Genomic DNA, 21,444 nt, shown 5'->3' on the forward strand with positions numbered 1-21,444 from the left:
GCGCTGCGCGACGGTCGTATCCTGGCCGGGTCCGATCACGGAGTCGTCGCATGCAAGTGGATATCGCCATCGTCGGGGCCGGCCCTGCCGGCCTGTGCTTCGCCCGCTCGCTGGCCGGCAGCGGCCTGTCGCTGGCGCTGATCGAGCCGCAGCCGCGCGCGGCGCTGGCCGAGGCCGCCTTCGATGGCCGCGAAATCGCCCTGACCCATGCTTCGCGGGCATTGCTGGAACAGTTGGGCCTGTGGGCGCGGATCGACCCGCAGGCGATTGCGCCGCTGCGCGATGCGCGGGTGATGAACGGCTCCTCGCCGTTCGCGCTGACCTTCGCCGCGGGCGAGGGCGGCCATGGCGATCTCGGCTGGCTGGTGCCCAACCACCTGATCCGCCGCGCCGCGTTCGCCGCGGTGCAGGACCAGCCCGGCCTGACCCTGCTCGATGGGGTCTCGGTGCAGGCGCTGCGCCGCGACGCGCGCCAGGCGCAATTGCAGCTTTCCGACGGGCGCAGCGTGGCCGCGCGCCTGGTGGTGGCGGCCGACAGCCGCTTCTCCAGCACCCGGCGCATGAGCGGGATCGGCGCGCAGCTGCGCGATTTCGGCCGCACCATGCTGGTGTGTCGCGTGCGCCACGAGCGCCCGCACCATCAGACCGCCTGGGAGTGGTTCGGCTACGGCCGCACCATGGCGCTGCTGCCGATGCACGGCAACGAGGCCTCGGCGGTGCTGACCCTGCCGCCGGAGCGCGCGCAGGCGCTGCTGCAGATGGACGAGGCGGCGCTGGGAGCGGAAATCGGCGCCTGCTTCGAGCACCGCCTGGGCGACATGACGCCGCTGGTGCGGCCGCAGGCCTATCCGCTGGTGGCGGTGTACGCGCAGCGCTTCGTGGCCGAGCGCTATGCCTTGATCGGCGACGCCGCGGTGGGCATGCATCCGGTGACCGCGCATGGGTTCAACTTCGGCCTGCACAGCCAGGCGCGGCTGGCGCGCGCGCTGCACGCGGCGGTGGCGCGTGGCGACGACATCGCCGCGCCCGCGCTGCTGACCGGCTACCAGCGCGGGCACCGCCTGGCCACGCGGCCGCTGTACGAGGCGACCAATGCGATCGCCGCGCTGTACACCGATGACCGCCTGCCGGCGCGTGCCCTGCGTAGTGCCGCGCTGCGCGTGGCCGACCGGGTCGCGCCGTTCAAGCGCGCGATCGCCGCGCACCTGACCCAGCGCGTGGCGGCCATGGCGCGTTGAGTTCAGGCATGCGGCGAGAGAGGAGGGACGCGTCGGCGCAGGCGGTGCGGCGTGCGGCGTGGCGTTGTCGCCGGGCCTCGGGTCACGGCTGAGCCTGTTGTGCGCTTTCTCGTAGGAGCGGCTTCAGCCGCGACAGGCTTTATCAGGAAAGCCCGGTCGCGGCTGAAGCCGCTCCTACGGGGGATTACAAAAAGCCTGCTGCAGTGGGCGGAAGACAAGCATCCTGGGTCAGCGACCTCAGGTTGAACGTCGTTGCGCCGCACCGGCGGCGAGTTGGGCGAGGGCGCTCTGCAGGTCGCCGCTGCGCTGCGCCGCTTCGATCGGCGCGATGGCCCAGGCGCAGCCGGCGTGGCGCAGGTGCTGGCGCCAGTCGCCAGTCCATGCCTCCAGTTCGTCCAGCGCCAGGGAGATGGAACCGCCGCGCTCAGCGTGGCCGCCGCGGATGGACTGCCCCAGGCGGAACGGCTGCGCTGCGTCGGGGTCGAGCTGCACGATGTACACGTCGTGGTGCGGATCTTCCGCGGACGGCGCGATGTTGCGGATGCCGAGCGTGATCAGCATCGTTTGGCGATCCGCGCTGTCCGGCGCCGCCGGCCGGCGCATGGCAGGCCGGGTTCGCCGATGGCGGTCATACCTTGCCGAGCACCTGCACCTGCACGTCGCCCAGTTGTACCACCTGGCCCGCGCGCACCTTGCAGGCCTTGCGCAGTTCGACCTCGCCATCCACGCGCACCTGGCCTTCGCTGATCACGGCCTTGGCCGCGCCGCCGCTGTCGCACAGGCCGGTCAGTTTCAACAGGTGCTTGAGTTCCACGTAGTCGCTTTCTAGCTGGAGATCGATGGTCTGCATTGGGGGTTGCTCGGAAATCGGCGCCCATTGTCGGTCATTCGCGGGCAAAACGCCCAGTGTTTCGGTCGGCTGGGTGTCATGGCGGTCGTACGCGGGTGGCCAGCGCGTCCTGGAATCGCGCGCGAAAACGGTACGTGGGATAGTGCGCGTGCGGCCACGCTGAACGGCGACCTTCACCCGCTTTCGACATGCGGCCCGTCACGGGGCACAATAGGGCTTCTTTGCGCCTGCCGGTTCTCTGCGGCGCCTCCGGAGTCTCCCATGTCCCAAGATACCCCCGCGCCGCTGCTGTTCGCAGATCTCGGCCTCTCCCCTGCTGTGATGAAGGCGGTCGCCGACGTCGGCTACGAGTCGCCCTCGCCGATCCAGGCCGCCACCATCCCGGCGCTGCTGACCGGCCGCGACCTGCTCGGCCAGGCCCAGACCGGCACCGGCAAGACCGCCGCGTTCGCGCTGCCCATCCTGTCGCGGCTGGATTTCGCCCAGCGCAAGCCGCAGGCGCTGGTGCTGGCGCCCACGCGCGAACTGGCGATCCAGGTGGCCGAGGCGTTCCACCGCTACGCCGCGGCGATCCCCGGCTTCCAGGTGCTGCCGGTGTACGGCGGCCAGCCCTACGTGCAGCAGCTGTCGGCGCTCAAGCGCGGCGTGCACGTGGTGGTGGGCACCCCCGGGCGCGTCATCGACCATCTCGACCGCGGCACCCTGGACCTGTCCGAACTGAGAACGCTGGTGCTGGACGAAGCCGACGAGATGCTGCGCATGGGCTTCATCGACGATGTCGAGGCGGTGCTGAAGAAGCTGCCCGACTCGCGCCAGGTGGCGCTGTTCTCGGCGACCATGCCGCCGGCGATCAAGCGCATCGCGCAGACCTATCTGAACGACCCGGCCGAGGTGATCATCGCCTCCAAGACCACCACCTCGGCCAATATCCGCCAGCGCTACTGGGCGGTGAGCGGGCTGCACAAGCTCGACGCGCTGACCCGGATCCTGGAAGTCGAGCCGTTCGACGCGATGATCATCTTCGCGCGCACCAAGGCCGGCACCGACGAACTGGCGCAGAAGCTGCAGGCGCGCGGGCTGGCCGCGGCGGCGATCAACGGCGATATCCAGCAGGCGCAGCGCGAGCGGGTGATCCAGCAGCTCAAGGACGGCAAGCTCGACGTCCTGGTCGCCACTGACGTGGCCGCGCGCGGCCTGGACGTGGAGCGGATCAGCCACGTGCTGAACTACGACATCCCCTACGACACCGAAAGCTACGTGCACCGCATCGGCCGCACCGGCCGTGCCGGGCGCAGCGGCGAGGCGATCCTGTTCGTCAGCCCGCGCGAGCGCGGCATGCTGCGCGCGATCGAGCGTGCCACCCGGCAGCCGATCGAGGAAATGCAGCTGCCCAGCGTCGACGCGGTCAACGACCAGCGCGTGACCCGCTTCATGGAGAAGATCAGCGAGACCATCGCCAGCGGTGGCATCGACATGTACCGCGATCTGCTGCAGAAGTTCGAGGCCGAGAAGAACGTACCGATGGTGGAAGTGGCCGCGGCGCTGGCGCGCCTGCTGCAGGGCGATACGCCGCTGCTGCTGGCCCCGGATCGTCCGCGTGCCCCGCAAGGCGAACGCTTCGAGCGCCGCGAACGCCCCGAGCGCACCGAGCGCACCGAGCGCCCGGAACGTCCCCGTTTCGAGCCGAAGTTCGAGCGCGAGCCGCGTGCGCCGCGCCGCGACGACGGCGAGCGTCCGGCGCGTCCGGCCCCGGCTGCGCGCGGCGAGGATTTCGACTACCACCGCGATGTCGGCAGCTTCGAGGCGCCGCGCCGCGACAAGGCGCCGAAAGCGCCGCGCGGCGCGCCGGAAGTGGGCATGGAGACCTACCGCATCGAGGTCGGCCACCAACACGGCGTCAAGCCGGCCAACATCGTCGGCGCGATCGCCAACGAAGCCGGGCTGGAGAGCAAGTACATCGGCCGCATCGACATCCATGACGATCATTCGGTCCTGGACCTGCCGGCGGACATGCCGCGCGAGTTGCTGACGCACCTGAAGAAGGTTTGGGTGTCCGGCCAGCAGCTTCAGATGCGCAAGCTCGAGGGCGACGATGCCGGCAGCGCGCCGTTCAAGCCGAAGTTCGCCCGTACCGGCAAGCCCGGCGGCAAGCCCAATGCCGCCGGCCCGCGCCCGGCCGGCCGCTTCGCCGCCGACCGCCCGCCGCGCAAGGGGCCGCCGAAGCGCTGAGGCGCGGGGATTGGGGAGTCGGGATTGGGGATTCGTTGTAGCGTTCCCTGATCCTGATGTCGCCCGTGCCGTCGGGCAGGTCGCGTCCCTGCCGTGACGTGGGCATGCGCGCCGCAGCCCGGTCGCGTCCGCCCACCGCCTGCCGCCTTGCACTGCCTGGCTCCCCGTAGCGTCGCCGTACACGATCGCCCGCTTTAGCGAATCCCTAATTCCCAATCCCGAATCCCCGCCCCATGCCAGTCCGCCTCAACAAGCACATCGCCGAGACCGGTTTTTGCTCGCGCCGCGAGGCCGATCGGCTGATCGCCGCGCGCCGGGTCACCGTCAACGGCATGCCGGGCGGTGTCGGTTCGGTGGTGGGCGAGGGCGATGAGGTCAAGGTCGACGGGCAGCCGCTGCGTGCGCGCGCCAAGGCCAAGAGCGGGCGCCGCCACGTCTACATCGCGCTGAACAAGCCGGTCGGGGTGACCTGCACCACCGAGAGCGCGGTCAAGGGCAACATCGTCGACTTCGTTGGGCACGAGCAGCGTATCTTCCCGATCGGGCGCCTGGACAAGGAGTCCGAGGGGCTGATCCTGATGACCAGCAACGGCGATATCGTCAACGAGATCCTGCGCGCGGAGAACCGCCACCAGAAGGAATATCTGGTGGCGGTGAACAAGCCGGTCACCGACGAATTCCTGCGCGGCATGGCGCGTGGCGTGCGCGTGCACGACCAGATGACGCTGCCGTGCCGCACCGCGCGGATCGCCAAGTTCGGGTTCCGCATCGTGCTGGAGCAGGGGCTCAACCGGCAGATCCGGTTGATGGCCGCGGCCTTCGACTACCGCGTCACCCAGTTGCGCCGCGTGCGCATCGACAACATCAAGATCGGCGCGCTGAAGCCGGGCCAGTGGCGCAATCTCTCCGAGCAGGAACTGCGCGGCCTGCTGCCGCAGCGCCAGGAGTGGTAACGGCGTCTCAGTGTCGGCCGTCGGCCGCCGCCGCGCGGCCAAACTGTACAGGCGGCGCGCCTGCCAGGACTGGCGTCCGCCGCGGATATGGCCATACTGCGCAACGCGCACCATTGCCGCTGCCAGGTACCCCGTGATCAAGCCCCGCAAGCCCGACAACGAAGCCGCGCGCCTGCAGGCGCTGCATGCGTTGCAGATCCTCGATACCGAACCGGAAGCGTCCTACGACGATCTGGTCGACATCGCGGCCAAGCTGTGCGACACGCCCTCTGCGCTGATCTCGCTGGTGGACGACGAGCGCCAATGGTTGAAGGCGCAGCGCAACGTGCGCCTGTTGAGCACCGCGCGCGACGAGTCCTTCTGCGGCCATACCATCCTGACCCCGGAGCAGGTGATGGTGGTCGCCGACGCCACCGCCGATGCGCGCTTCCAGCACAATCCGCTGGTCACCGAGGGCGGCGTGCGGTTCTATGCGGGCGCGCCGCTGCTGACCCGTGACGGCCTGCCGGTCGGCACCGTGTGCGTGCTCGACAACCGTCCGCGGACCCTGCAGCCGGAACAACTGGCGGCGCTGCAGGCGTTGTCGCGGCAGGTGATGCAGTTGATTGAGCTGCGCCGCAGCAGCCATGCGCTGGCGCTGCAGCTGCGCGAACGCGCCTGGTACGAGCAGCAGTTGCTGCAGTACCAGCACTCGCTGGAATCGCTCAACGCCGAACTGCTGGAGCAGGCGCGCACCGATCCGCTGACCGGTCTGCTCAACCGTCGTGCCTTCGCCACCGCCCTGATGACCCATGCCGAGGCGGCGCAACGGGGCGCCGCGCCGCTCAGCGTGGCGATCCTGGACCTGGATTACTTCAAGAGCGTCAACGACCTGCACGGCCACGACAAGGGCGACGAGGTGTTGCTGGCGCTGGCCGACATGCTGCGCACGCGGATGTCGCCGGACAGCGTGGTCGCGCGCTACGGCGGCGAGGAGTTCGCGCTGCTGCTGCCGGGCCTGGACGCGGCGCAGGCGGTGCGCACCTGCGAGCGCCTGCGCCAGGACACCAGCCTGCTGCAGCTCGGCGTGCCGCTCACCGCCAGCATCGGCGTGGCGACGTTGCAGGGCCGCGAGAGCGCCGAGGACCTGCTCAAGCGTGCCGACCAGGCCCTGTACGAGGCCAAGCGCGCCGGCCGCGATTGCGTGTCGCTGGCGGCGTAGGCGCGCTATTTCATCCCCGGACGACCCCTGGGCTCTCCTTCTCCCACCGGGACGACGGCCCCTTTTTTCGGGGGGAGGTGCCCCGCGGGCCGGACGAGCGTAGGCGAGCAGCCTCGCGTACTCACAGTCCGCTTCGCGCCGTACCCTCACCCCAACCCCTCTCCCGGGGGGAGAGGGGCTAGGAATGTCGAGCATGCCACGCCCTTCGCGTTGGCCTGCTGTCATGCCGCAAATGTGCAGGACGGGGCCAATCCCGAATCCCCAATCCCCAATCCCGGAGTGAGCGCGCCAGCGCTCACTCGACCACGTTCTTCGCCTCGCAGGTCGCCAGCAGTTCCGGGTGCTGCACCGGGCGCGTGCGCGTCAGCAGCGGATGCAGGAACACCGCGCCCAGGATCACCGCCACGCCGAGGTAGAACAGCCCGGTGAGCTGGCGCTGCTCGTCCAGCAGCACGATCGCGAACACGATCGCGTAGACCGGTTCCAGGTTGGTGACCAGCTGCACCGCATAGGCGCTGAGCCGACGCAGCGCGACCAGGGCCAGGGCGAACGGCAACAGCGTGCACAGCAGCGCCAGCGCGAGCAGCAGCGCGGTGTCGTGCAGACTGGGCAGCACCAGCAAGGGCCCGCTCAGGGCCGGCAGCACGAACGGCAGCAACGGCGCCAGCGCGGTGAGGGTGAGGGTGCCGGCGCCCAGTTCCAGCGCGGTCACGGTCAGCGGATCGGCGTGGTCGACCAGGCGCTTGTTGAGCGAGCCGAAGGCCGCCACCAGCAGCGCCGATACCGCACCGACCGCCACGCCGGCGCGCATCCCGTGCGGCACGCCGCCGACCACCAGGGCCACGCCCGGCAGCACCGCCAGGCCGAAGGCCAGTTCGCTGGGGCGGAACGGCCGCTTCGCCACCCACGGTTCGATCACCGCGGTGAACACCGGTGCCAGCGCGATGCAGGTCGCCGCCACCGAGGCATTGGCCAGCTTGATCGCGCCGTAGAAGGTCAGCCAGTGCAGGCCGACCAGGGCGCCGACCACGGCGTAGCCCAGCGCCAGTTTCGGGGTCAGTGCGGCCAGGCCGCGCCACACCCGCGGCAGCAGGGCCAGCGCGGCCACCACCATCAGCATCCGCCACCACACCAGCGGCAACGCGGGCAGGGTGATCAGCTTGCCGAGAATCGCGGTGATTCCCCACAGCAGGACGCAGAAATGGATTTGCAGCTGGGCTTTGGTGGTGGGGTGCATCGGCATCCGCATATTGTCGCGCAAAGCGCGGCGCGACGGTCGCAGATCGGGGCGCGGATCAGGCGTTCGCTGCGGACGGCGACGCGGTCCGCGCCATCCTGCGCGCATAGGCGGCGGTGAGCGGCGGCACCAGCAGCGCCGTCACCACCACCGAGGTCGCCACCAGCGCGGTCGCGGCCGGCGCGGTGGCCTGGAACTGCGGCGCTACTGCCGCCACCAATGCCGGCGTGGCCACCGCGGCGCCGGCGGTGCTGGAGGCGGCGAGGCCGGCGCTGCCGTTACCGCCGGCCAGCCAGCGATCGGCCAGCAGCAGCGGGATCCCGGTCGCCACGATCACCAGCAGGCCGAGCGCGACCCCGGCCACGCCGGCGTGGGCGACCATGCGCAGGTCCAGGGTATTGCCCAGGGCGAAGGCGAAGAACGGGATCAGCGCCGGCACCGCCCGTGCGAACAGGGCGCGCAGCGCCGGGTCCAGATTGCCGAGCACGAAACCAGCCAGCAGCGGCAGCACCGCGCCGAGCAGCAGCCGCGGTTCGAAACTGGCGACGCCGGCAGTGCCGAGGATCAGCATGGTCACCAGTGGCCCGGATTCCAGCGACATCAGCGCCATCGCGCCGGCCTCGCCGCGGCCGCCGTACTGCTGCATGAGCGCGGCGAACAGGCCGGCATTGGTCATGTCCATCGCCGCGACCAGCGCCAGCACCGACATGCCGCTCCACACGCCAGCGACGATGCCGCCCGGCGGCAGCAGGCGCGCGGCGATCACCGCGGTCAGCCACGCCACCGCGATCTTGGTCAGCACCAGCACGCCGGAGGCGCGCAGCACGCGGCCGCCGCTGCGCAGCCGGATCGAGGCGCCCAGGCAGAAGCACCACACCGCCAGGATCGGCACCAGCCCGCCGATCAGGCCTTGGGTGAACGAGCCGAACCAGGCGCCGGCCTGCGGCCACAGGGTGTGGCAGAGGGCGCCCAGCAGCAGCGGCGCCAGCATCATGCCGCCGGGAAGACGTTCGAGCGTGCGCTTGATCCGCATCGATGGGCTCCGCGTGTGGAGGCGCGGCCGGAGCCGCGGCCCGGCGATGGCACCGGACCGGCGCTGTTGTACCGCAGTGCGGCGACTGCCAGGTGTCGCCGGGTGTGCGCGGTCGATGCCCGGTTCAGCCGTCGTGCGACCGCGGCGTCGGCGGTCGCGCTTGCGCTGTGCCGCACGTCGCGTGCGTGCGGCACAGCGCGTCACGCCTGTGCGGCGGACCCGAGGATCTTCAGCAGGGCCATCGCCGCTGCGGGATTGCGTTCCTTGGCGGCGCTGATGAAGTAGACGAAGACCTCGCGCGGCGTGGTCTTGGCCACGGTCGTGTCGGCGTGCGGCAGCGCCTGCGGATCCTCGCCGCGGCGCCAGGCCTGCGCGTGCGCGGCCCAGGCCTGAAGCTCCTTGGGCGGGTAGCCATGGGCGACGTCGGCGCGGCTGCGCATCAGCCGTGCATAGACGAAGTCGGTGCCCAGGTCGGCGAAGGAGGGGAACTCGGGCGAATCGGTGAACACCGTGGCCACGCCGTGCCGGCGGGTCAGCTGCAGCAGTTCCGGGACGACGCAGGCCGGGTCGCGCACTTCCAGCACATGGCGCAGCCGGCGTCCGCCGGCCTTGCGCGGCAGCAGGTCCAGGAACGCGGCCAGGTCCTCCAGGTCCAGGCGATGGCCGTGCTCGAACTGCCACAGCAGCGGGCCGAGGCGGTCGCCGAGACTGGCGATGCCGCCGACGAAATCCTCGATCTGCGTGCCGGCGCCGGCCAGCCGCCGCAGCGCGGTGATGCGCTTGGGCGCCTTGGCCGAGAACAGGAAACCCGGCGGCGTCTCGTCGCGCCAGCGCGCATAGGTGTCCGGCTTCTGCGCGCCGTAGTAGGTGCCGTTGATCTCGATGCTGGTGACGTGGCGGCTGGCGTATTCCAGCTCGCGGCGCTGCACCAGGCCCTGCGGATAGAACATGCCGCCGCGCCACGGCGCGTAGGTCCAGCCGCCGATGCCGACGCGGATGCCGTCCGTCGCGGCCGGGGCGGAGTCGAAAAGATCGTTCATGCGGGTGCGCGTGCGGAGGGGGAAGACCCGATTGTGCCGCAGCGCGGCGGCGTCGCACCGTCTGCGGCGCGGCCACGCCGCGTCGCGCGGCCCTGCAGCGCGGCACTGCCGCCTGCGCACGCGCTGGCCTACACTCGGCGGCGACGCCCGCGTGGCTGGGCCTGCGCCGCAGCCCGCGCCGGCCGGTCCCTTTACCCTTGGTTCTTTCAGGAGCGACGCAGTTGAAGAGCATCTCGATGGGCTGCGGCCTGTTGTTGGCGGTGAGCGCCACCGTGCAGGCGCAGGCGCCGGCCCCCACGCCGAGTCCCGCGCCGGCCCCGGCCCCGCCCGCGTTGCCGCCGGCCTTGCAGGATCTCGATGCGCAGGTGGAGCGCGTGCGCAAGCAGTTCGACGTGCCGGGCATCGCCATCGCCATCGTCAAGGACGGGAAGGTGGTGCTTGAGCGCGGCTACGGCGTGCGCGAACTCGGCAAGCCGGAGCCGGTGGATGCGCAGACCCTGTTCGCGATCGCCTCCAATACCAAGGCCTTCACCTCCGCGGCGCTGTCGATCCTGGCCGACGAAGGCAAGCTCAAGCTCGAGGACCGGGTGGTGGATCACCTGCCGTGGTTCCAGATGTCCGATGCCTATGTCACCCGCGAGATGCGCGTGCGCGACCTGCTCAGCCATCGCAGCGGCCTGAGCCTCGGTGCCGGCGACCTGTTGTTCTGGCCGGCCACCAGCTACAGCAACGAAGAAGTGGTGCGGCGCCTGGCGCACGTGCCGCTGAAGGGCGGTTTCCGCGACCGCTACGCCTACGACAACATCCTGTATGCCGTAGCCCAGAAGCTGATCGAACAGGTGTCCGGGCAGAGCTACGCCGAGTTCGTGCGCCAGCGCATCTTCGTGCCGGTGGGCATGACCGGCGCGCGCATCAACAGCGATCACCTGCAGCCCGGCGATGCAGCCGCGGTCGGCCACGCCAAGTTCGATTTCCGCGAGTTGCGCACGGTGGCGCCGCTGACCTGGTCCAACAATTCCGGCGCCGGCGGCATCTACGCCAACGTGCACGACATGGCCAAGTGGATGCAGGTGCAGCTCGACGGCGGGCGCCTGCCGTCGGCCGATGGTCAGACGCGGCAGCTGTTCAGCGCCCAGCGCCAGCAGGAGATGTGGCAGATGATCACGCCGATCGCGGTGTCCGAGCCGAGCGTGCCGGAACTGCTGCCGGCCAAGCCGAACTTCGCCGGCTACGGCGAGGGCTGGAGCCTGAGCGATTATCGCGGCGCCAAGCTGGTCTGGCACACCGGCGGCTGGCCGGGCATGGTCTCGCGGCTGACCCTGGTGCCGGAGCGCAAGCTGGGCGTGATCGTGCTGACCAATCAGGAGGTCGGCGCCGCCTTCAACGCCATCACCCTGCGGGTGCTGGACGCTTACCTGGGCGCGCCGGCGACCGACTGGACCGCCGCCTATGCCAAGGCCGTGGCCAAGGCCGACGCCAGCGCCGACGAGGACTGGGCCAAGCACGTGGCTGCGCGCGACGCCAAGTCCACGCCGTCGCTGCCGCTGTCCGGCTACGCCGGCACCTACCGCGACCCCTGGTATGGCGACGTGGTGGTGCGTCAGCAGGGCAAGCGCCTGGAACTGCAGTTCAGCAAGACCGCGCAACTGGTCGGCACCCTGGAGCACTGGCAGCACGACACCTTCATCGTGCGCTGGCGCGACCGCTCGCTCAACGCCGACGCCTTCGTCAATTTCGCGCTGACGCCCGACGGCAAGGTGCGCGAGGCACGCATGCAGGCGATCTCGCCGCTGACCGATTTCAGCTTCGATTTCCAGGATCTGGTGCTGACGCCGGAGTGAGGCCGGGATTCGGGAGTGGGGATTCGGGATTCGTAGGAGCGGCTTCAGCCGCCACCAGGCGTTATCGGTAACGCCTGGTCGCGGTTGAAGCCGCTCCTACAACAGAAAGCGATAGGCGCCATGCGGGCGGGAGGCCGCTCTTGCGAATCCCCAATCCCGACTCCCCAATCTCGGCTTCACCTCGAATCCCCAATCCCCATTCCCAGCGTCACGGGACGTGACGCCAGATACGCTACCCTGACGCCCCTTTTTAGCGTGGCGTCGCGATGTTCCGCTGGTTCGAGTCCCTGATCGAGGTCTTCCCGAAGGTCGAGACCCAGATGCCGCCGCGCGGGGTGGTGCGCTTCTATCTGCACTACCTGCGCCCGTTGTGGCCGCTGCTGCTGGCCACGGTGGTGGCGGGGTTGCTGCTGGCGCTGGTGGAAGTGGCGATGTTCGATTTCCTCGGCCGCATCGTCGACATGGTCGCCGAGCAGCCGGGGCCGGATTTCTTCCAGCGCCACGCCGGCGAACTGCTGTGGATGGCGCTGATCGTGCTGGTGGCGCGGCCGTTCTTCGTCGGCCTGCACAACCTGCTGGTGAACCAGGCGATCGTGCCCGGCCTGAGCAACCGCGCGCGCTGGCTGATGCACAACTACGTGGTGCGGCAGAGCCTGGGCTTCTTCCAGAACGACTTCGCTGGGCGCATCGCCAACCGGGTGATGCAGACCGGGACCTCGCTGCGCGAGTCGGCGGTGCAGATGGTCGATGCGCTGTGGTACATCCTGGTCTACACGACCAGCGCGCTGTGGCTGTTCGCCCAGGCCGACCCGTGGCTGATGGTGCCGCTGATCGCGTGGCTGCTGGTCTACGTGGGGTTGATGGTCTACTTCGTGCCGCGGATGAAACAGCGCGCCTGGATCGCCTCGGACGCGCGCTCCAAGGCGATGGGGCGCATCGTCGACGGCTACACCAACATCGCCACGCTCAAGTTGTTCTCGCATGCCGGGCGCGAGCAGGGCTATGTGCGCGAGGCGATCGACGAACTGGCGGTCAAGCATCGCCGGCAGACCCGCATGACCACGGCGATGGATACCGCCATCGCCATCGCCAACGGCTTCCTGATCGTCGGGACCTCCGGCCTGGCGCTGTGGCTGTGGAACCGCGGCCAGATCAGCGTGGGCGCGATCACCGTGGCCACCGGCCTGGTGATCCGCATCCACAACATGTCCGGCTGGATCATGTGGACGGTCAACGGCCTGTTCGAAGACATCGGCGCGGTGCAGGACGGCATGGAGACCATCGCGCAGCCGGCGCAGGTGCAGGATCGCGCCGACGCGGTGCCGCTGCGCGTGCAGCGTGGCGCGGTGCACTTCGAGCACATCCACTTCCACTACGGCAAGCGCGGCGGGGTCATCGCCGGGCTCGACCTGCAGGTGCGCGCGGGTGAGAAGATCGGCCTGGTCGGGCCGTCCGGCGCCGGCAAGTCGACCCTGGTCAACGTGCTGCTGCGGCTGTACGACCTGGAGCAGGGCCGCATCCTGATCGACGGGCAGGACATCGCCGGCGTCACCCAGGAAAGCCTGCGTCAGCAGATCGGCCTGGTCACCCAGGACACCTCGCTGCTGCATCGCTCGATCCGCGACAACCTGCTGTACGGCCGCCCCGACGCCAGCGAGGCGCAGTTGCACGCGGCGGTGGCGAAGGCGCGCGCCGCCGAGTTCATCGAGCAGTTGGTGGACGGCGAAGGCCTGCGCGGCTACGACGCGCAGGTCGGCGAGCGCGGGGTCAAGCTGTCCGGCGGCCAGCGCCAGCGCATCGCCATCGCGCGCGTGCTGCTCAAGGACGCGCCGATCCTGATCCTGGACGAGGCCACCTCGGCGCTGGATTCGGAAGTGGAAGCGGCGATCCAGGACAGCCTGGACGAGCTGATGGCCGGCAAGACGGTGATCGCGATCGCCCACCGGCTCTCCACCATCGCGCGGATGGACCGGCTGGTGGTGATGGACCGCGGCGTCATCGTCGAGACCGGCACACATGCCGAACTGGTCGCCCGTGGCGGCCTGTACGCGCGGCTGTGGGCGCGCCAGACGGGCGGCTTCGTCGCGGCGGAATAGGATTTCGCTGGACCTCGCCGCGCCAGGCGGTCGCGGCGCAACGACGCAGCGGGGCAGGGCGGCGGCACTGACGGCGGTCGCCGGGACGCCGTGCTCCGCTCGGAGGCGGCGCCGGCTGCCCGGCAATGCGACAATGCGCGGCTTACCGATAGTCGCCAGACCATGTCCCGATTGCAGTTCGAGCTCCATACCACCGACGGCGCCGCGCGCCGCGGCCGCCTGACCTTCCCGCGCGGAACGGTCGAGACTCCCGCGTTCATGCCGGTGGGCACCTACGGCTCGGTCAAGGGCGTGCTGCCCGAGCAGATCAAGGCGCTGGGCGCGCAGATCATCCTCGGCAACACCTTCCACCTGTACCTGCGCCCGGGCCTGGACGTGATCGGCGATCACGGCGGCCTGCACGGCTTCGCCCGCTGGGACGGGCCGATCCTGACCGATTCCGGCGGCTTCCAGGTGTTTTCGCTGGCGCACCGGCGCAAGATCAGCGAGCAGGGCGTCACCTTCGCCTCGCCGACCGACGGCGCCAAGGTGTTCCTGGGGCCGGAGGAGAGCATGCAGATCCAGCGGGTGCTCGATTCGGACATCGTGATGATCTTCGACGAGTGCACCCCGTATCCGGCCACCGAGGATGTGGCACGGCGTTCGATGGAGTTGAGCCTGCGCTGGGCGCAGCGCTCGCGCGACGCGCACGACGCACTGGGCAACGACGCGGCCCTGTTCGGCATCGTCCAGGGCGGCGTGCATGCGGACCTGCGCACGCGTTCGATCGAGGGATTGCAGGCGATCGGCTTCGACGGCTACGCGATCGGCGGGCTGGCGGTGGGCGAACCGGAGCACGAGCGCAACGCCATGCTCGAGCACCTGCATCCGCGGCTGCCGGGCGACCGCCCGCGCTACCTGATGGGCGTGGGACGCCCGGAGGACCTGGTCGAGGGCGTGGCCCGCGGTGTGGACATGTTTGACTGCGTGATGCCGACCCGCAATGCGCGCAACGGCCACTATTTCACCTCCTTCGGCACGGTGCGCATCCGCAATGCCCGCTACGAGCGCGACCTCGATCCGATCGAGCCGGGCTGCGGCTGCCACGCCTGCAGCGGTGGCTACACCCGCGCCTACCTGCGCCACCTGGACCGCTGCAACGAGATGCTGGCGCCGATGCTGGGCACCCTGCACAACCTCTGGTACTACCAGAAGCTGATGGCCGACATGCGCGCCGCGATCGCGGCGGGAACCTTTGCCCAGTTCCGGCGGTCCTTCTATGCGGCGCGCGGCGTGGAAGCAACCCCACTCCCAACGGAGCAGGGATAAGCCCCTCTCCCCCCGGGAGAGGGGTTGGGGTGAGGGTACGGGCGCAGCCTCGTGGCAGTCGGGACAGGAGTTGGGGGGGGGGGGCGGGCGAAGCCTCGTGCCGTTTGGGAGGGGTTGGGGTTAGGTCCGGCCGCAGCCTCGTGCAGTCGAACTGACACGTGGCTTCGCCCGCACCCTCATCCGCCGCTACGCGGCACCTTCCCCCGAGAAGGGGGCCATGGTCCCGCAGGGAGAAGGGAAGGGCGCCGCGGCGGTTCCGGAGGGTGAAGGAAGATCGTGGCATAATCGGCGGCTGCTTGCTGCCGCAAGGCAAACCAGCGGTCCGTGCCCCAGGGCGGCGGGCTGCCCAAACCATAGGACGTACCCGATGAATCCGCTCGATTTCCTGATTCCCGTCGCCCAGGCGCAGACCGCCGGCGGCACCGCCCCGGCCGGTGGCGGCCTGCAGATGTTCCTGCTGCCCATCATCCTGATCGCGGTGATGTATTTCGTGATGATCCGGCCGCAGATGAAGCGCCAGAAGGAACACAAGTCGATGCTGGACAAGCTCGGCCGTGGCGACGAGGTCATCACCTCCGGCGGCGTGGCTGGCGTGGTCACCGACATCGGCGACAACTTCATCACCATCGAAGTGGCCGACAACGTGCGCATCCGCGTGCAGAAGGGCGCCGTCGGCAATGTCCTGCCGAAGGGCACGCTGAAGTCCGCCTGATCCATTTCTCCTACTGCTAGGCGCGACGCCGGCGTGGCGTCGTGCGGGGTCCCGCAATGCTCGAGTTTCCGCGCTGGAAGTATGTCCTCATCCTGATCGTGCTGGCGTTGAGCGCTTTGTACGCGCTGCCCAACGTGTACCAGAAGGATCCGTCGGTCCAGATCACCGCCAGCCGCGGCGGCAAGATCGACGACGCCCTGCGCGAGCGGGTGCTCGCCGACCTGAAGACGGCCGGGATCACCCCGAAGCTGGTCGACAAGGAAGGCGATAGCCTGATGGTGCGCCTGCCGAACCTGCAGGCGCAGACCCGTGCCAACGACGTCCTGCGCCAGCAGGTGGGCGAGAACTACACGGTGGCGCTGAACCTGGCCTCGACCGTGCCGGACTGGCTGTCGCGGCTGGGCGGCAAGCCGATGGTGCTGGGCCTGGACCTGGTCGGCGGCGTGCACTTCGCCCTGCAGGTGGACCAGAAGGCGGCGCTGGAAAAGCGCCTGGACGCCTTCGCCGAGGACATCCGTACCACGTTGCGCGATGGCCGTCTGGCCTACCGTTCGGTCGAACGCCGTCCGGACAACAGCATCCAGGTCAGCCTGGGCGAGGGCGTGGACGCCAGCGCCGCGCGCGCCGCCATCGCCAAGGCGCAGCCGACCCTGAGCTACGCGGTGTCCGGGCAGACCATCACGGTCACCGTGCCGGAGGCGGAGCTGAAGCAGATCGCCGCCGGCGCCATCGAGCAGAACCTGACCACCCTGCGTAACCGCGTCAACCAGTTGGGCGTGGCCGAGCCGATCATCCAGCGTCAGGGCGACGACCGCATCGTGGTCGAGTTGCCGGGCGTGCAGGACACCGCCGAGGCCAAGCGCATGATCGGCGCCACCGCCACGCTGGAGTTCCGCGGCGTGGTCGACGGCAATGCCGAGGACGCGGTGCGCAGCGGCAACATCCCGCCCGACGCCAAGGTCTTCCGCCTGCGCGACAGCGGCGCCCCGGTGCTGCTGAGCAAGCGCGTGCTGGTGTCCGGCGACCAGATGGTCAACGCCACCGTCAGCACCGACCAGAACGGCATGCCGGCCGTGGCGGTGACGCTCAACAACGCCGCCGGCCAGCGCATGTTCGACTACACCAGCGCCAATACCGGCAAGCTGATGTCGGTGGTCTACATCGAGCGCATCCCCACCGTGACCATGGTCGACGGCAAGGAAGTGCGCAGCGTGCGCGTCAACGAGGAGGCGCTGGCGCCGACCCGTATCGCCGGCGTGTTCGGCAAGAACTTCCAGACCACCGGCCTGGAGAAGACCGAGGCGGAGAACCTGGCCAAGCTGCTGCGCGCCGGTTCGCTGGCCGCGCCGATGGACTTCGTCGAGGAATACGTGATCGGCCCGAGCCTGGGTGCGGAGAACGTAGAGCGCGGCGTCACCGCGGTGGTCTACGCCTTCCTGTTCACCCTGGTGTTCTTCAGCGTGTACTACCGCATGTTCGGCCTGATCACCTCGGTCGCGCTGCTGATGAACCTGCTGATCGTGGTCTCGGTGATGTCGCTGTTCGGCGCCACCATGACCTTGCCCGGCTTCGCCGGCCTGGCGCTGTCGGTGGGCCTGTCGGTGGACGCCAACGTGCTGATCAACGAGCGTATCCGCGAAGAGCTGCGCCTGGGCGTGCCGCCCAAGTCGGCGATCGCGGCCGGCTACGAGAAGGCCGGCGGCACCATCCTCGACGCCAACCTCACCGGCCTGATCGTCGGCGTGGCGCTGTACGCGTTCGGTACCGGCCCGCTGAAGGGCTTCGCGCTGACCATGATCATCGGCATCTTCGCCTCGATGTTCACCGCGATCACCGTGTCGCGCGCGCTGGCGGTGCTGATCTACGGCCGTCGCAAGAAGATCAAGTCCGTGGCCATCTGAGCCACGCACGCCACCTTCCGCACGTCCCCGCGCCGGCAGGCGCGGGGTCCAAAAAAACGCAGAGCGGTCTCCAATGAAAATCTTCCCGCTTCACCTGATCCCCAACGACACCAAGATCGACTTCATGCGCTGGCGGCACCCGACCCTGGTGCTGATGCTGGTGCTGGCGCTGGCCTCGTTCGCGGTGATCTTCGCCAAGGGCTTCAACTACGCGCTGGAGTTCACCGGCGGCGCGCTGGTGCAGACCAGCTTCCAGAAGCCGATCGACGTGGACCAGGTGCGCGAGCAGTTGGCCAAGGCCGGCTTCGAGAACGCGCAGGTGCAGAACGTCGGTAGCGGCAACGAGGTGGTGATCCGCCTGCAGCCGCAGGGCGAGCACAACAACGAGGACATCACCAAGAACCTCGCCGAGCAGGTGCGCAAGGCGGTGAGCACGCCGCAGAATCCGGCCACGGTCAAGCCGGGCGAGTTCGTCGGCCCGCAGGTCGGCAAGGACCTGGCGCTGAACGGCGTCTACGCCACCGTGTTCATGCTGGTCGGCTTCCTGATCTACATCGCCTTCCGCTTCGAGTGGAAGTTCGCGGTGGTGGCCAGCGTGACCGCGCTGTTCGATCTGCTGGTGACGGTGGCCTACGTGTCGGTCACCGGCCGCGAGTTCGACCTCACCGTGCTGGCCGGCCTGTTGTCGGTGATGGGCTTTGCGATCAACGACATCATCGTGGTGTTCGACCGCGTGCGCGAGAACTTCCGCAGCCTGCGCGTGGAGCCGATCGAAGTGCTGAACCGTTCGATCAACCAGACCCTGTCGCGTACGGTGATCACCGCGGTGATGTTCTTCCTGTCGGCGCTGGCGCTGTACCTGTACGGCGGCGAGTCGATGGAAGGCCTGGCGCTGACCCACATGATCGGCGCGGTGGTGGTGGTGGTGTCCTCGGTGATCGTGGCGGTGCCGCTGCTGTCGATCGGGCCGTTCCAGGTCACCAAGCAGGACCTGCTGCCGAAGTCGAAGGACGTCGAGGCGCTGGCGCGTAGGCCCTGAGGGGCTGGGATTGGGGATTCGGGAGTCGGGAATCGTAAAAGCGTGATTCCTGGTCCTGAAACACCCGCTCCTGCGAACAGAAAAGCCGCGCGGATGCGCGGCTTTTTCTTTGTGCGGACGCTTGGAGATTCGAGTGGGGGCGGCGCCGCATCCGCTTTGTCGTAGGAGCGGCTTCAGCCGCGACGCCTTACCGGTAAGGCGTCACGGCTGAAGCCGCTCCTACAGGTAGGTCGGTCGGGTTGCAGCGCCTGCCAGTGTCGCGGGATGGGCCGTCGACGACGGCGCCATCCCTTCGCGGCGTCCCTGCCGCGCGGCGGGTCCGGACTAGGCCGCGTTGGCGGTGGCGCGGGCGACCAGGTGCGCCACCATCGGGTAGGTCTCGCTGCGCACCTGGAACTGGCCGACGATCTCCACCAGGTCGCCGGCCTGCTGTTCCATCGCACGCGCCGCGGCGGTGGCTTCCTCGACCAGGGCGGCGTTCTGCTGGGTGGTCTCGTCCATCTGGGTGACGGTGTGGTTGACCTGTTCGATGCCGGCCGACTGTTCCTGCGAGGCCGCGGCGATCTCGCCCATGATGTCGGTGACGCGCTGCACCGAGGCCACGATGTCCTGCATCGTCGTGCCGGCCTGGGCGACCAGTGCCGAACCCGCGCTCACGCGCTCGACCGAGTCGTCGATCAGCGTCTTGATCTCCTTGGCCGCGCTGGCCGAACGCTGGGCGAGGGTGCGGACCTCGCTGGCGACCACGGCAAACCCGCGGCCCTGTTCGCCGGCGCGCGCGGCTTCGACCGCGGCGTTCAAGGCCAGGATGTTGGTCTGGAAGGCGATGCCGTCGATGACGCCGATGATGTCGGCGATCTTCTTGGAGGCCGCTTCGATGCCGTCCATGGTGGTGACGACCTGGCCGACCACCGTGCCGCCCTGCGAGGCCACCGAGGCGGCGCCGGCCGCCAGTTGGTTGGCCTGGCGCGCATGCTCGGCGTTCTGCTTCACCGTGGCGGTCAGTTCCTCCATCGAGGCGGCGGTTTCCTCCAGGCTCGCGGCCTGCTGCTCGGTCCGGCGCGACAGGTCGTCGTTGCCGCTGGCGATCTCGCCCGCGGCGGTGTCGATGCTGGCCGCGGCCTGCTGGATGCGGCCGACCATGTCGGTCAACTGCGCGACGGTGGCGTTGGCGTCGTCGCGCATCCGCGCGAACACGCCGTGGAAATCGCCCTGCATGGTCTGGGTCAGGTCGCCGGCGGCGATCGCGCGCAACAGCTGCGACAGCGCCGCGAGGTTGGTCTCGGTGCCGGTCATCATCGTGTTGAGATTGGCGACCATGCCGCGGAAGGCATGCTGGAAGCGCTGCTCCTCGCCGCGGCGGGAGAAGTCGCCCTGCGCGGCGGCGCGCACCAGCAGGTCGATCTCGTGGTTGATCGCGCCGAGGTTGCGCTTCACCTTGGCCATGGTGTCGGTCAGGATCGCCATCTCGCCCGGGAACTGTTCCAGATCGCGGCTGAGGTCGCCTTCGGCATACTCGCCCATCAACGTGATCAGCCGCTGCTTGACCGAAATATGGCTGTGCACCAACGCGTTGGTGTCGCGCACCATGCGCCCGTAGTCGCCGGGGAAGCGCGCCTCGTCCATGCGGAAGCTGATCTGGCCGGCGGCATGCTGCCGGGCCATCTCGGTCTGCGCCTGGATCACCGTGCGCAGTTCCTCCTGCATCTGCCGCATGTCGTTGAGCAGCGACGGCGCCTGTGTGCGCAGGCGCACGTCCTGCGACAGGTCGCCGCTGGCGATACGGCGCACCACGTCGGCCGCGTAGGCCGGCTCGCCGCCGAGCTGGCGCATCAGGCTGTTGCGGACCAGCAGGCCGAGCAGGATCGCGGCGACGATGCCGATCAGCATGCCGCCGATGCTGGTCCACTCGCCGGACTGCGCGCGTGCCTCGCTCTCGGCCTTGCGCACCTGCAGCAGCGCGCGTTCGGCGTCCTCGTACTGGCCGATCGTGTCGCGCAATCCGTCCATCTGCTGCTTGCCGACGGTTCGGAATGTGTCCAACTGGGCGTCGTCGCTGTCGGCGGCGGTGGCGCGCATGTGGTCCAGTGCCTTGCGCTTGGTCGCCATGAACTGCGCGTAGTCCTGCATCAGGGTTTGCAGGCGCGCTTGCTGTGCCGCATTGTCCGCGGTCAGCTGCTTGGATTCCTGCCACTGCGCGCGGAACTCGCGCTCGCCGAGTTCGAACGGCTCCAGATAGGACTTGTCGCGGGTCAGGGCGAAGCCGCGTGCGCCGCTCTCGATGTTGAGCAGGCTCACCAGCATGCGGTCGCCGAGGGTGATGACCTTGTTGGTATGGGCATCCAGCGCAGCGGCGCTGGTGAACTTGCGAAAACCGATCAGGCTGGTGATGCCGACCAGCAATAACATGGCGATCACGCCGCAGAAGCCGATTGCCAGGCGTTTGGTGACGGTGAGATGATGGAAGGACACGCGAGATCTCCGAAAGATGCGAGAGAGCGGGCGCCACCGGCTCCATTGCCGCAGGGACGGCAACGCAGGCGCGGATCAGCGGGGGAAGTTCGGGCAAAAGCCCGCATCTTTATCGGCCGCGTTCTAGGGATCTTTAGGGCTGTGTTCGCCGGTCGCATCGGGCGCATCGCACAGGCCATGGCAGCTGCACGCAGCGCCTCGTGTCGCCGTTTTCTACGCAAACCGCGATCAAGCACAGGTGAAGCGCGCGACGTGCAATGCGTGAGCGTGGCGTGAGGCGCAGACGCTGTGCCG

At 69.2% G+C, this 21,444-nt stretch carries 16 protein-coding genes; 10 read left to right on the top strand and 6 right to left on the bottom strand.

Features of this window, described 5'->3' with window-relative positions; translation table 11 throughout:
• The first annotated feature begins 50 nt into the window (after positions 1–50).
• Positions 51–1,238, top strand: coding sequence for a 5-demethoxyubiquinol-8 5-hydroxylase UbiM (gene ubiM / locus FHR66_RS06065; RefSeq protein ID WP_160969677.1), 1,188 nt, complete (start codon positions 51–53; stop codon positions 1,236–1,238).
• Between the two features lie 237 nt (positions 1,239–1,475).
• On the opposite strand, the gene FHR66_RS06070 is transcribed toward ubiM, so the two are convergent.
• On the bottom strand, positions 1,476–1,799 hold the full coding sequence (locus FHR66_RS06070; RefSeq protein WP_160969679.1) for a hypothetical protein: 324 nt from the start codon (positions 1,797–1,799) through the stop codon (positions 1,476–1,478).
• 67 nt (positions 1,800–1,866) lie between these two features.
• A complete protein-coding gene (locus tag FHR66_RS06075; protein ID WP_160961478.1) occupies positions 1,867–2,088 on the bottom strand; it encodes an RNA-binding S4 domain-containing protein in 222 nt (73 codons plus the stop codon).
• A gap of 261 nt (positions 2,089–2,349) precedes the next feature.
• Here FHR66_RS06075 and FHR66_RS06080 point away from each other — a divergent pair, with 261 nt between their 5' ends.
• The 3 genes from FHR66_RS06080 (at position 2,350) to FHR66_RS06090 (ending at position 6,471) form a co-directional block, all read left to right on the top strand.
• A complete protein-coding gene (locus FHR66_RS06080) occupies positions 2,350–4,317 on the top strand; it encodes a DEAD/DEAH box helicase (protein ID WP_160969681.1) in 1,968 nt (655 codons plus the stop codon).
• A 233-nt stretch (positions 4,318–4,550) separates the two neighbouring features.
• Positions 4,551–5,270, top strand: a complete 720-nt coding sequence (locus FHR66_RS06085; RefSeq protein WP_160969683.1) for a pseudouridine synthase — start codon at positions 4,551–4,553, stop codon at positions 5,268–5,270.
• Positions 5,271–5,403: 133 nt separating this feature from the next.
• Positions 5,404–6,471: a GGDEF domain-containing protein gene (locus FHR66_RS06090; protein WP_160969685.1), complete on the top strand. Its 1,068-nt coding sequence runs from the start codon at positions 5,404–5,406 to the stop codon at positions 6,469–6,471.
• A gap of 295 nt (positions 6,472–6,766) precedes the next feature.
• Here FHR66_RS06090 and FHR66_RS06095 read toward each other — a convergent pair whose 3' ends face one another.
• The 3 genes from FHR66_RS06095 to FHR66_RS06105 all read right to left on the bottom strand — a co-directional run bounded on the left by FHR66_RS06095 (position 6,767) and on the right by FHR66_RS06105 (position 9,781).
• Positions 6,767–7,714, bottom strand: a complete 948-nt coding sequence (locus tag FHR66_RS06095) for a DMT family transporter (protein ID WP_017916225.1) — start codon at positions 7,712–7,714, stop codon at positions 6,767–6,769.
• Positions 7,715–7,766: 52 nt separating this feature from the next.
• Positions 7,767–8,741: a 2-keto-3-deoxygluconate permease gene (locus FHR66_RS06100; RefSeq protein WP_160969687.1), complete on the bottom strand. Its 975-nt coding sequence runs from the start codon at positions 8,739–8,741 to the stop codon at positions 7,767–7,769.
• Positions 8,742–8,941: 200 nt separating this feature from the next.
• Positions 8,942–9,781, bottom strand: a complete 840-nt coding sequence (locus FHR66_RS06105; RefSeq protein WP_160969689.1) for a DUF72 domain-containing protein — start codon at positions 9,779–9,781, stop codon at positions 8,942–8,944.
• Positions 9,782–10,002: 221 nt separating this feature from the next.
• Here FHR66_RS06105 and FHR66_RS06110 point away from each other — a divergent pair, with 221 nt between their 5' ends.
• The 6 genes from FHR66_RS06110 (at position 10,003) to secF (ending at position 18,678) form a co-directional block, all read left to right on the top strand.
• Positions 10,003–11,622 (top strand): serine hydrolase, encoded by a 1,620-nt coding sequence (locus FHR66_RS06110; RefSeq protein ID WP_160969691.1) that lies wholly within the window; start codon positions 10,003–10,005, stop codon positions 11,620–11,622.
• A gap of 266 nt (positions 11,623–11,888) precedes the next feature.
• Positions 11,889–13,718, top strand: coding sequence for an ABC transporter ATP-binding protein (locus FHR66_RS06115; RefSeq protein ID WP_160969693.1), 1,830 nt, complete (start codon positions 11,889–11,891; stop codon positions 13,716–13,718).
• Between the two features lie 162 nt (positions 13,719–13,880).
• Positions 13,881–15,026: a tRNA guanosine(34) transglycosylase Tgt gene (gene tgt, locus FHR66_RS06120; protein WP_160969695.1), complete on the top strand. Its 1,146-nt coding sequence runs from the start codon at positions 13,881–13,883 to the stop codon at positions 15,024–15,026.
• Between the two features lie 367 nt (positions 15,027–15,393).
• On the top strand, positions 15,394–15,738 hold the full coding sequence (yajC, locus tag FHR66_RS06125) for a preprotein translocase subunit YajC (RefSeq protein WP_010343515.1): 345 nt from the start codon (positions 15,394–15,396) through the stop codon (positions 15,736–15,738).
• Positions 15,739–15,794: 56 nt separating this feature from the next.
• Positions 15,795–17,639: a protein translocase subunit SecD gene (gene secD, locus FHR66_RS06130; protein WP_160971009.1), complete on the top strand. Its 1,845-nt coding sequence runs from the start codon at positions 15,795–15,797 to the stop codon at positions 17,637–17,639.
• 73 nt (positions 17,640–17,712) lie between these two features.
• A complete protein-coding gene (gene secF, locus FHR66_RS06135; protein WP_160971007.1) occupies positions 17,713–18,678 on the top strand; it encodes a protein translocase subunit SecF in 966 nt (321 codons plus the stop codon).
• Positions 18,679–19,002: 324 nt separating this feature from the next.
• On the opposite strand, the gene FHR66_RS06140 is transcribed toward secF, so the two are convergent.
• On the bottom strand, positions 19,003–21,150 hold the full coding sequence (locus FHR66_RS06140; RefSeq protein ID WP_160971005.1) for a methyl-accepting chemotaxis protein: 2,148 nt from the start codon (positions 21,148–21,150) through the stop codon (positions 19,003–19,005).
• Between the last annotated feature and the right edge of the window lie 294 nt (positions 21,151–21,444).

Source organism: Xanthomonas sp. F4 (assembly GCF_011761895.1).

Bases quoted from the DNA above. Each gene is read 5' to 3' on its own strand.
- ubiM (WP_160969677.1), top strand. From the start codon at position 51: ATGCAAGTGGATATCGCCATCGTCGGGGCCGGCCCTGCCGGCCTGTGC.
- FHR66_RS06070 (WP_160969679.1), bottom strand. From the start codon at position 1,799: ATGCTGATCACGCTCGGCATCCGCAACATCGCGCCGTCCGCGGAAGAT.
- FHR66_RS06075 (WP_160961478.1), bottom strand. From the start codon at position 2,088: ATGCAGACCATCGATCTCCAGCTAGAAAGCGACTACGTGGAACTCAAG.
- FHR66_RS06080 (WP_160969681.1), top strand. From the start codon at position 2,350: ATGTCCCAAGATACCCCCGCGCCGCTGCTGTTCGCAGATCTCGGCCTC.
- FHR66_RS06085 (WP_160969683.1), top strand. From the start codon at position 4,551: ATGCCAGTCCGCCTCAACAAGCACATCGCCGAGACCGGTTTTTGCTCG.
- FHR66_RS06095 (WP_017916225.1), bottom strand. From the start codon at position 7,714: ATGCCGATGCACCCCACCACCAAAGCCCAGCTGCAAATCCATTTCTGC.
- FHR66_RS06100 (WP_160969687.1), bottom strand. From the start codon at position 8,741: ATGCGGATCAAGCGCACGCTCGAACGTCTTCCCGGCGGCATGATGCTG.
- FHR66_RS06105 (WP_160969689.1), bottom strand. From the start codon at position 9,781: ATGAACGATCTTTTCGACTCCGCCCCGGCCGCGACGGACGGCATCCGC.
- FHR66_RS06115 (WP_160969693.1), top strand. From the start codon at position 11,889: ATGTTCCGCTGGTTCGAGTCCCTGATCGAGGTCTTCCCGAAGGTCGAG.
- tgt (WP_160969695.1), top strand. From the start codon at position 13,881: ATGTCCCGATTGCAGTTCGAGCTCCATACCACCGACGGCGCCGCGCGC.
- yajC (WP_010343515.1), top strand. From the start codon at position 15,394: ATGAATCCGCTCGATTTCCTGATTCCCGTCGCCCAGGCGCAGACCGCC.
- secD (WP_160971009.1), top strand. From the start codon at position 15,795: ATGCTCGAGTTTCCGCGCTGGAAGTATGTCCTCATCCTGATCGTGCTG.
- secF (WP_160971007.1), top strand. From the start codon at position 17,713: ATGAAAATCTTCCCGCTTCACCTGATCCCCAACGACACCAAGATCGAC.